At 40.2% G+C, this 10,788-nt stretch carries 10 protein-coding genes; 8 read left to right on the top strand and 2 right to left on the bottom strand.

Annotated features, from left to right (window positions below; all coding sequences use genetic code 11):
• Nucleotides 1-484: 484 nt before the first annotated feature.
• The 6 genes from rpmH (at nucleotide 485) to mnmG (ending at nucleotide 6,111) form a co-directional block, all read left to right on the top strand.
• Nucleotides 485-625, top strand: a complete 141-nt coding sequence (gene rpmH / locus JG30_RS08005) for a 50S ribosomal protein L34 (protein WP_046317949.1) — start codon at nucleotides 485-487, stop codon at nucleotides 623-625.
• A gap of 64 nt (nucleotides 626-689) precedes the next feature.
• Complete coding sequence (gene rnpA, locus JG30_RS08000; RefSeq protein WP_046317947.1) at nucleotides 690-1,046, top strand: ribonuclease P protein component; 357 nt, start codon at nucleotides 690-692, stop codon at nucleotides 1,044-1,046.
• A gap of 19 nt (nucleotides 1,047-1,065) precedes the next feature.
• Nucleotides 1,066-1,902 (top strand): membrane protein insertase YidC, encoded by an 837-nt coding sequence (gene yidC / locus JG30_RS07995; RefSeq protein WP_046317945.1) that lies wholly within the window; start codon nucleotides 1,066-1,068, stop codon nucleotides 1,900-1,902.
• 42 nt (nucleotides 1,903-1,944) lie between these two features.
• A complete protein-coding gene (jag, locus tag JG30_RS07990; RefSeq protein WP_046317943.1) occupies nucleotides 1,945-2,607 on the top strand; it encodes an RNA-binding cell elongation regulator Jag/EloR in 663 nt (220 codons plus the stop codon).
• Between the two features lie 207 nt (nucleotides 2,608-2,814).
• Nucleotides 2,815-4,200, top strand: a complete 1,386-nt coding sequence (mnmE, locus tag JG30_RS07985; protein WP_046317941.1) for a tRNA uridine-5-carboxymethylaminomethyl(34) synthesis GTPase MnmE — start codon at nucleotides 2,815-2,817, stop codon at nucleotides 4,198-4,200.
• 15 nt (nucleotides 4,201-4,215) lie between these two features.
• Nucleotides 4,216-6,111 (top strand): tRNA uridine-5-carboxymethylaminomethyl(34) synthesis enzyme MnmG, encoded by a 1,896-nt coding sequence (mnmG, locus tag JG30_RS07980; RefSeq protein ID WP_046317939.1) that lies wholly within the window; start codon nucleotides 4,216-4,218, stop codon nucleotides 6,109-6,111.
• 48 nt (nucleotides 6,112-6,159) lie between these two features.
• On the opposite strand, the gene JG30_RS07975 is transcribed toward mnmG, so the two are convergent.
• Nucleotides 6,160-7,350 carry an NAD(P)/FAD-dependent oxidoreductase gene (locus tag JG30_RS07975; protein WP_046317937.1) on the bottom strand — a complete coding sequence of 397 codons (1,191 nt, stop codon included), beginning with the start codon at nucleotides 7,348-7,350 and terminating at the stop codon, nucleotides 6,160-6,162.
• A gap of 189 nt (nucleotides 7,351-7,539) precedes the next feature.
• On the opposite strand from JG30_RS07975, the gene JG30_RS07970 reads away from it, so the two are divergent.
• Nucleotides 7,540-8,739 (top strand): acetate kinase, encoded by a 1,200-nt coding sequence (locus JG30_RS07970; RefSeq protein WP_143443924.1) that lies wholly within the window; start codon nucleotides 7,540-7,542, stop codon nucleotides 8,737-8,739.
• Between the two features lie 63 nt (nucleotides 8,740-8,802).
• Here the strand turns inward: JG30_RS07970 and JG30_RS07965 are convergent, their stop codons facing one another.
• Nucleotides 8,803-9,702 carry a 1,4-dihydroxy-2-naphthoate polyprenyltransferase gene (locus JG30_RS07965; protein WP_046317934.1) on the bottom strand — a complete coding sequence of 300 codons (900 nt, stop codon included), beginning with the start codon at nucleotides 9,700-9,702 and terminating at the stop codon, nucleotides 8,803-8,805.
• 70 nt (nucleotides 9,703-9,772) lie between these two features.
• On the opposite strand from JG30_RS07965, the gene JG30_RS07960 reads away from it, so the two are divergent.
• Entirely contained in the window at nucleotides 9,773-10,750 is a 978-nt protein-coding gene (locus JG30_RS07960) for a polyprenyl synthetase family protein (RefSeq protein ID WP_046317932.1), read from the top strand.
• The last annotated feature ends 38 nt before the right edge of the window (nucleotides 10,751-10,788 follow it).

The following is a 10,788-nucleotide window of genomic DNA, read 5'->3' as shown; positions in this document are numbered from 1 at the left end:
AAAGGAACCTCCATCAACTTGTTCTGATCTAAGAGAGCAACTGTAACATTCTAGCATTATTAGAATAAGTTTTCCACAAGGATTAGTAAAATTTATTAACTTTTTCCACCACTAGGGGAAGAAAAGTCGTAGTGTTTGTTGATAAATTCAATTATAATGTTTTTACGCTGATTTTTCCACCAGTTAACCTCGTGAGAAGTGGCTGTTTGACCAAAGATTTTAGTAGGTTATCCCCAATTGTGGAAAAGCTGTTAACAAATCTGTGATCTGTTGATATTCCGGGATTTTCCCTGTGGAAAAAGTTAGAGAACCAGAGTGGAAACCAACAGTTAACCCCAAGATTTGCACAGGTGCATAACTAAAAAATTCTCTTGGTTGCAGAAATATTAGTTGCTTTCAAATCGGTTTATGATAAACTAGATAAGTGATTGTCTAAGAATAATGAAATTTATTTTTTGATAAGTAGTTATGGAGGTGTTAATGCATGTCTACAAAAAGAACTTATCAACCGAAAAAGCGTCATCGTGAACGTGTCCATGGCTTTATGAAACGAATGAGTACGAGCAACGGTCGCAAAGTTTTAGCACGTCGTCGTAAAAAAGGTAGAAAAGTTTTATCTGCCTAAGCCACTGATATAGTTCAGTGGTTTTTTTATTACGGATGGACTCAATTTAGGATAAGGTTGATGCATGAGAAAGAGTTATCGCATTAAAAAAGAGGCAGAATTTCAAGCCGTCTTTGATTATCACCAATCGGTGGCCAACCGGGCTTTTGTCTTATATCAAAAGCCACATTTGAATCAAACTCATTTTCGAGTAGGAATTTCCGTCGGCAAAAAAGTGGCGCACACTGCGGTTTTACGTAATCAAATTAAACGCTATATTCGACAGGCTTTGTGGGAATTGCAGCCGCAATTACCGCCTACAGTCGATTTTCTAATTATTGCGCGGGTTCCTGCCACTACGATGAATTTTTGGGAAATAAAAAAAAATCTGATACACGTTTTAAAATTAGGTAAAATGTTGTCAGAAGCTGATCCTAACTAGATTATTAAAGGAAAATTCTATGTCAAAAAAAACGAAGCGTTGGTTATTATTGGGGCTCTTGCTGATGAGCGTAGTGGTACTCAGTGGCTGTACAAATCTAAATGAGCCCATTACCAAAAATAGTTCCGGTTTTTGGAATCACTATGTTTTATATCAATGTTCCCGCTTTATTTTATGGTTAGCCAGCTTAGTTAATCATAGTTACGGCTGGGCCATTGTGCTTTTTACCATCATTGTGCGGATTATTTTGTTACCATTAAACTGGTGGCAAACCAAAAGTATGAAAAAGCAAATGGCTATTCAACCGCAAATGAAGGCTTTGCAAGAAAAGTATTCCGCCAAAGATATGGATACTCAACAAAAGTTACAAACGGAAACTAAAAAGTTATATGCGGAAGCCGGAATTAATCCGATTGCGGGTTGTTTGCCGCTGCTGATTCAATTACCCGTAATGTATGCCTTATATCAAGCAATTTATCGCACGACACAATTGCGGAACGGTAGTTTTTTATGGATGGAATTAGGGAAACCTGATCCGATTTATATTTTACCGATTTTAGCGGCAGTCTTTACTTTTTTAAGTACGTGGATTGCTAATCTGTCGCAGCCAGAACAGCCACAAGCGACTAAAATGATGATGTGGTTAATGCCGCTAATGATTTTGATTCCGGCGATTAGTATTGCATCGGCAATCAGTGTTTATTGGGTAGTTTCTAATGCTTTTCAAGTAGTACAAACGTTGTTATTGCAAAATCCCATTAAGTATCGTCGAGAACAAGAAGCCAAAATGCAGCAAGAAAAACAGCGCCAAAAAGCCTTACGTAAAGCACGTAAAAAAGCCTTTAAGCGGCGTTGATTTGATAGAAAGCAATTTTAATTAAGGAGTTTGGGAGTAAGCATGACGCAATTTCAAGGATCGACCATTCAAAAAGCAATTGCTGTAGGATTAAATCAATTACAAGTAGAACGTGAACAGGTTTCTGTGGATGTAATTAGTGAGGGACGCAGCGGTTTTTTAGGTTTTGGCAAAAAGCCCGCGATAGTAGATATTAAACCCATCAGTAGTATAAAAAACTTAGTTGCCGAAACAGAAAGCCAAACCCAGCAAATTGAAGCAATCAAGCAGTATTTAGATCAAATTTTAACGGCGATGCACTTAGAACATCAGATTTTAGAAGCCCAAGCGAGTGATAGTTTAGTGTTCGACGTCCAAATTGCCGAAAGTTATCAATCGCGCTTAATTGGTCATCATGGAAAAAATGTCAATGCTCTCCAAACTTTGATTCAAGAATATGCTTATCGTTTAGGTTATCGAGAACAACCGGTGATGATCGATTCCGGTGGCTATCGGCAACGCCGCAAAACCGCGTTAATTGCCCTATCTAATTTTAAATCACAGCAAGTGGCCGCTACCCATAAACCAGTTTATTTAGATCCGATGCCCGCTATTGAACGCAAAATTGTTTATCAAAACTTAGCAGATAATCCTGAAGTAGCAGTGCGAACGCGTGGTCAAGGATTACAAAAACATCTGATTATTCGTCCAGTCGGACATCATTAAGTCACTTTCTTAAAAGCACCGCTCGATGGAATAACTATCCCACTCGTCGGCAGTTGAGAAGAGTTGCTTTTGACAAATAGTCAACAAGATGCTATATTCGATGACTGAATAAAATAATTAAAAAGTAGTCAAAGTGCTTTTTATCAAAACTAAAGTTAATTTAGGTTTGATGTAAGGGGCACTTTTTTTGTGGTTAAGGAGCGTAAAATGCCAAACATTACTGAATTTGATACGATTGCTGCTATTTCCACACCAGTAGGAGAAGGAGCAATTTCTATTGTCCGCTTATCAGGGAGCGAAGCGATCACAATTGCTAATCAGGTCACAAGCGGGGTAGACCTCACGCAAGTAGCTTCACATACGATTAATTATGGGCATGTGATGGATCCCAAATCCCAACAAGTACTCGATGAAGTAATGATTTCTGTAATGCGGGCACCCAAAACCTTTACTCGAGAAGACGTGGTGGAAATTAACACACATGGTGGCATAATGGCCACTAATCTCGTTTTGCAAACGCTTATCGGTCAAGGAGCGCGTTTAGCAGAGCCAGGGGAGTTTACCAAACGTGCATTTTTGAACGGTCGGATTGATTTGACACAAGCGGAATCGGTTATGGATTTGATTCGGGCTAAAACGGATAAAGCCATGCACCAAGCCGTGCAACAGTTAGATGGCTCCCTGCAACATTTAATTAAGCATTTACGCCAAGAAATCATGGATGTTTTGGGCCAAGTCGAGGTTAATATTGATTATCCGGAATATGATACAGATGAGATTACGACCCAAATGCTATTAGAAAAAGCCCAAGCTGTCTCCCAACAAATTGAACAATTATTACAAACGGCGCAAGCTGGTCAAATTATGAATAGTGGTTTAAAAACCGCTATTATTGGCAAACCTAATGTCGGCAAATCCAGTCTGTTAAACGTTTTGGCGCAAAAGCAACGAGCTATTGTTACAGATATTGCGGGCACCACGCGTGATGTTATCGAACAAACGGCTAATGTCGCAGGGATTCCCTTACAATTAATTGATACCGCAGGCATTCATGAAACCACGGATCAAATTGAACAATTAGGTGTAGATCGCAGTTTGCAATCACTGCAAACCGCGGATTTGATTTTATTAGTTGTCGACAGTAGTCGCCCCTTGGATGCCACCGATCAACGGCTATTTCAGTTAACCCAAGAACAAAAACGACTTGTGATTGTGAATAAACAAGATTTAGCACCAGCTTGGGACTCTGCAGCGTTACCGTTAACCGCCGATGATTTAACTCCCGTCATAATATCTGCTACCCAAAAATCCGGAATTGACCAAATCGCCGCACAGATCAAACAACTTTTCTTTCAAGGGATCGAAACCAGCCAAACGACAGCTGTTGTGACCAACGCACGGCAAGTGGGGCTGCTGCAACAAGCTCAACAATCTTTAGCAGATGTCATGTCCGGTATCCAAGCCCAGATGCCGATTGATTTAGTGCAAATTGATATGACTAATTGTTGGAATACTTTAGGAGAAATTACCGGAGAAACCGCTCCTGATGAACTCATTACCCAATTATTTAGCCAATTTTGTTTGGGTAAATAAGGAAAGGAGATATTAATGCAAGAATATGATGCCCCCGAAAAATATGATGTGATAGTCGTTGGCGCAGGTCATGCTGGTTGTGAAGCCGCACTGGCGGCAGCGCGGATGGGCGAAAAAACTTTGTTATTGACCATTAACTTAGATATGGTGGCTTTTATGCCTTGTAATCCCTCCATTGGTGGTCCGGCCAAAGGAATTGTGGTACGAGAAATTGACGCCCTAGGAGGCCAAATGGGTAAGAATATTGATGCCACCTATATTCAAATGCGGATGTTGAATACGGGTAAGGGCCCGGCAGTCCGTGCTTTACGGGCGCAAGCTGATAAAAATGCTTATCATCGGTTAATGAAGGCAACCTTGGAGCAAGAACCGAATTTAACTTTACGTCAAGGCTTGGTGGAGCGGCTCATCGTCCACAATAAAGTGTGCCAAGGAGTGGTAACAAATACGGGCGCCCGCTATCGCGCGCAGGCAGTGGTTTTGACAGCGGGCACTTCTTCGCGCGGTAAAATTATTATTGGAGAATTAATGTATTCATCAGGTCCCAATAATTCATTGCCCTCCATTAAATTATCGGAAGATTTAGAAAAACACGGTTTTCAATTACAGCGTTTTAAAACCGGAACGCCACCGCGTGTAGCCAAAAATACTGTAGATTTTTCCAAAATGGAAGAGCAGCCTGGTGATACCACCCCACATGCGTTTTCCTATGAGACCTTGCCGCAATCGTACTTAAAAGATCAAATTTCTTGTTGGATGACTTACACCAATGCGCATACGCATCAGATTATTCGTGACAACTTAGATCGGGCGCCGATGTTTTCGGGAGTTATTCAAGGTGTGGGACCACGGTACTGTCCTTCGATTGAGGACAAAATTGTCCGGTTTGCCGACAAACCGCGGCATCAAATTTTTATGGAGCCTGAAGGCCGCGATACAGAAGAATATTATGTTGGAGACTTTTCGACTTCGATGCCCGAAGAAGTACAACAACAAATGTTGCACTCTGTTGCGGGGTTGGAACATGCGCAAATGATGCGTCCAGGTTATGCAATTGAATACGATATTGTGGAACCTTGGCAGCTCAAACAAACCTTAGAAACAAAACTCATTGCCCATTTGTATACGGCAGGACAAATGAATGGCACTTCGGGTTATGAAGAAGCTGCAGGTCAAGGAATTATTGCCGGCATTAATGCGGCCTTACAAGTAAAACAGCAAGCACCTTTGATCTTAAAACGTAATGAAGCTTATATTGGGGTTATGATCGATGATTTAGTAACGAAAGGCACGACTGAACCGTACCGTTTGCTAACCAGCCGAGCAGAATATCGGTTAGTTTTGCGGCACGATAATGCAGATTTACGCTTAACGGAATATGGCCATCAATTAGGACTGATTTCTGCACAGCGATATCAACAATTTCAGCACAAAGCGCAACAAATTTCCCAGGAAATAGATCGTCTGCAAAAGGTGCGAATTAAACCGAGCGCTCAAGTTAATGAGTTGTTGGCACAATATCAAATGGCACCGTTACAAGATGGGGTGTTAGCGTCTGACTTTTTAAAACGGCCGCAGATTCACTATTCTGATATCCAAGATTTAATTGGTGGACCGGAGTTGCCATTGCCGGTAATTGAACAAGTGGAAATTTCTATTAAGTATGCCGGTTATATTAAAAAGCAGGAAGCGCAAATAGCTCATCTGAAAAAATTAGAAGCCAAAAAGATTCCCGCCAATTTGGATTATGATGACGTCCAAGGCCTAGCGACGGAAGCTTTGCAAAAATTAAAAAAGATTAACCCCACCACGATTGCTCAAGCTAGTCGTATTTCCGGAGTTAATCCTGCGGATCTCAGTATTTTAATGATCTATATTCAACGGGGCAGAATTGCGAAACGCGCGGAATAACTAGGGCGATAAAAAAAGATTTCTATTTTAAATAGAAATCTTTTTTTTTTAATTATTTTTGATCCCTTTGAGACCACCAACTTCAAACAAAACTTGTTCGAACGAGAATTTCTTGGCTAAGGCTGCCATCTTGCCTTTTAATTTCACATGCGGATTAGTCATTTGAATTTCTGCAATACCGCTATTTGGACCTAAGGAAGCCACTGTCCCCTTAGATTTGTAAACAAATTTCTTTTGTGCTTGTTGTTTAATATCTGCGACGATATTTTGAGCAGCCACATTGGCTTGGGCCAATGCTAATTGTCCTGTTGTCGGTAACGGTCTACCCGACTTAGGATCCATTGAGGCTGAATCATCACCAACGACATAAATTTCCGGATGATCGGCAATGTTGAGATAATCGGTCACCACGATGCGGTTTCTTTTAGCATCAAACCCGGAATCTTTAATGACATCGCTCCCACTGACGCCTACCGTCCAAATAATTGAATTAGCATAAACCCGTTGCTCGGTGTCGCTTTCGCCTTGAGTATAAACCACCGCATTAGGTTCAATCTTTTGAATTTTCGCGCCGGTCATAATTTTAATGCCATTTTTAGTCAAGAAATCCAAGGCATATTGCGCTAACTTGGAATCAAACATCGGTAAAATTTGCGGAGCCATTTCTAAACAAGTGATATTGATTTTTGGCACACTATATTTAGCTTTTAAAATTTTAACCGTTTCAATTAATTCGCCTAGTAATTCAATCCCGGTAAAACCTGCACCACAAACGGCAATATTTAAATCATTGGGATCTTGTGATTGTTTGTAATTGCGGATATTAGAATTAATTACTTGATAAATTTTTTGTGCCGTTGGGATGTCTTGTAATTTATAAGAATAATTATCGGCGCCGCTCATCCCAAAGTTTTCGGAACGAAATCCTAAACCTAAAACTACGTAATCATAAGTTAAATCTTCATGATCCGAAAATTCTACTTTTTTATTTTCGTAATCAACTTTTGTAACAGTTGCTTGAATAAAGTTAACATTCGCAGGAAGTACTGATTGAATATCAAAACTAATTTCATCAGGTTGTGCCGTGCCGGCGGCAACTTGATAGAGTTTGATTGACTCGACATGTTGCACGTTACGATCAATCAAATCAATTTTGGTATCTGAGGGAGCAATTTTTGCCAGTTTCCGTGCTGTACCCAAACCAGCATAACCCGCGCCTAAAATAACAATATGAGCCATAAACCCAGTCCTTCTTTCTTCGAAGTATCATCACTCTTATTATAGACTTAAACTAAGATTCTGAAAACTAAAATAATTATAAAAACTAGCTTCTTTTTAAGAATTTTCTTTTAAAGATTGATTTTGTGTAACCGATTGCGGTAGCGTATAATTTAATTAACTTACAAAGAAATGGAGTGTCTGTATAAGATGTTGTTTATGTCAGTTAATGCTGGGAGTTCCAGTTTGAAATGGCAAATATATGATATGCCACAAGAAAAACAAGTTGCAAAGGGAATGATTGACCGTCTCGGGACAAAAGATGCCGTTTTTAGCGCGACTTATAATGGCCAAGAGCACTTTAAAAAAACTGAAGCGATTCTCACCAAAGAAGCAGCAGCCACCCTCATTTTAACGCGGCTCAAAAATTTAAAGATTGTCAAGCACCTCGAAGATATCAAGGGTATCGGGCATCGCGTGGTTTCAGGAGGAGAAATTTTTCATGAATCTACGTTAGTTGATGATCAAGTACTTTTGAAAATTGAAAATTTAGCGGAATTAGCGCCGTTACATAATCGTGTAGAAGCTTATTTTATGAATGTTTTTCAAAAGCTCTTACCTGAGGTACCGCAAGTAGCAGTTTTTGATAATTCTTTCTTCAGCCATTTGAGTCCGGCAAATTATTTATATCCTATTGATAAAAAATATTATGATAATTATGGTATTCGTAAATACGGCGCTCATGGAACCAGTCATCGTTATGTAACGCAAAGAGCAGCAGAGTTGCTGCAAAAACCGCAAGCCCAAACTAATTTAATTACGTTACATTTAGGCAGTGGAGCTTCTATTTCCGCGATTAAAAATGGTCAAGCCATTGATACTTCGATGGGTTTCACGCCGTTAGCCGGAATTATGATGGGCACGCGGTCAGGCGATGTTGATCCTTCGATTATTCCTTATATGATGGAAAAAGAACAGATTAAGGATGTCAAAGAGATTATCCGGGTTCTAAATAAAGAATCAGGATTACTAGGAGTTTCCGGCATTTCCAATGATAAGCGTGATATTGATGATGCTGCGGCGGCCGGCGACCAACGTGCGCAATTAGCGCAACAAATGTTTGCTAATCGCATCGTGAAGTATGTTGGTTCTTACTGGGCCTTATTAGGAGTTCAGCCGGATGCATTAGTATTTACCGCCGGTATTGGCGAAAATGATGCTTTAGTGCGTGCCGATGTTTGCCACGCGTTGCGTCATTTAGGAGTGCAATTAGATGATCAGGCCAATCAAGTACGCGGTCAAGAGCGGTTAATTAGTCAACCGGATTCCGCCGTCAAAGTTTATATTATTCCAACTAATGAAGAATTAATGATTGCACGGGATACTTATCAGCTCACGCAAAAACATTAAATTCAATTAAAGCCCTTCAATCTTTTGATTGAAGGGCTTTTTTTACCTATAGTACTCAAAAAATTATAAAAGACCTAGACCAAAGCCCACTACTTGGGTTAAAGTGATGACAAACAAATTTTGCACCGCTAATTTGAAGGTTTCTTTTTTTACATGGACGGCAAAAAAGTGGCGGGTGTTCCGATACACTAACGGAATGACTAAGAGCGCTAATAAAACGGAGAAAGGTAAAATCCGACAGATCACAGATACAATTAATAATAAATAGCCCACGATTAATAAGCTGGCGTAAAACCATAAACTCCGCTGAACCCCCAGATAACGCACAATGGTGTGCCGGTTTAAATTTAAGTCTTCTTGATAGTCACAAATATTATTGGCTAATAACAATGAAGCAATGGCACACATCGATAAGCCAGCGGCTAAGAAAATAGGTCCGATCAGTTGCCAGTTAAAGGCCACAACTTGATAGACATTAACATAAACCGCTAACAAAAAAATCATAAAGCCCATGGTAAAGCCGGAAAAAAATTCTCCCACTGGTAAAGCATCTAAGGGCCAGGGTCCACCGGCATAAAAAAAGCCAACGGCAAAACAAAACAACCCCAAAGCTAAAACGATCCAGCCGACGCGGGCTACTAAAATCAGACCTAAAAGGGCAGCGATGCCTGCAAAAATAAAATCCAGCCGGCCAATTTTTTTAATATCTAAATGATTGACACCAATGACATTAGTGGCGCGACGATAGGCTAAATCGGCCGGAGCGTTTTGATAATCCCAATAGTTATCATTGATATCTACGGACATATTAAATAAAAACATTGCCACAAAGAAAATTACCAAATTCAGCCAATCCAACTGATGAAAATGATAATAAGCGTAAAAAACGCCCATCAGGAAAGGAAAGATACTGGCTGTTTTGGCTTTGATTTCGATTAGTTCTAAAAATACTTTTAATTCCAATTTAATTCAAATCCTTTTAAAGTTTTTGCTATACTATTATTGATTATAGTATATGAAAAGGTGTCTGCCGATGATAAATTCATTTTGGAATCGAACTCCCCACTTGCAACAGCAATTAACTGCAGTTCAGACATTAATTTTGCACCAAGTAGATCAGCTCAAGGCACCCTTAGCGCCCTTGATTCGTCAACAAATCTTAAACGGTGGTAAAATGCTGCGGCCAGCTTTTTTGCTCATTTTTAGTCAATTTGGACCACAGCCCCAAGAAGATCAATTGATTGAAGCCGCTGCCGCCATGGAAATTTTACATTTGGCGACGCTCATGCATGATGACGTTATTGATAATTCTCCGACCCGCCGCCATTCGGCCACTGTACAAACGCAGGTAGGTGATCGCAACGCGATTTATGCCGGTGATTATTTATTAACAGTCTATTTTGAATTAATCGCCCGCGTCACCACCAATCAAGCGCAAATATTACAGCAAGCCCGTGGTCTGCAAAAAATTTTACAAGGGGAATTAGACCAACTACAAATTAATGCCAATGTAAATGCGACTGTCAAAATGTATTTGCGTGAAATTGCCGGCAAAACCGCCCAGTTGATTGAATTAAGTTCCCAATTAGGGGCTACTTTAGCGCAAGCTGAGCCGCAGATCATTCACCAGGCCCGCTTTATCGGTCATAATGTAGGGATGGCTTTTCAGATTCAAGATGATATTTTAGATTACGTAGGCGATGAACGGACCGGCAAACCCCAATTTGAAGATTTAACTAACGGGGTGTATACACTTCCCTTAATTTATGCATTACAAACCGATCCCAACGGACATTTACGGCAATTATTACAAACCACCCCGCCCTTGACTGCCATGCAGATACAACAAATTGTCCACCAGGTTATATTAAACGGTGGCATTACTGCGGCTCAGCACTTGGCCCACAAGTATACCCACAAAGCGCAAGCGTTAATTGAACAATTGCCCCCTACGCATGCTCAAAAATTGCTGCAAGTTCTGATCCCGTACTTATTGCAACGCCAAGTCTAGCCCTATTTAAAAGACCTCGAAAAAAGAAAGCAACTTGT

Origin of the sequence: Bombilactobacillus mellifer (assembly GCF_000970795.1) — a bacterium.
Taxonomy (GTDB): Bacteria; Bacillota; Bacilli; order Lactobacillales; family Lactobacillaceae; genus Bombilactobacillus; species Bombilactobacillus mellifer.
The sequence above is the reverse complement of the archived record's forward strand: the minus strand, read 5'-3'. Positions and strand labels throughout refer to the sequence as shown.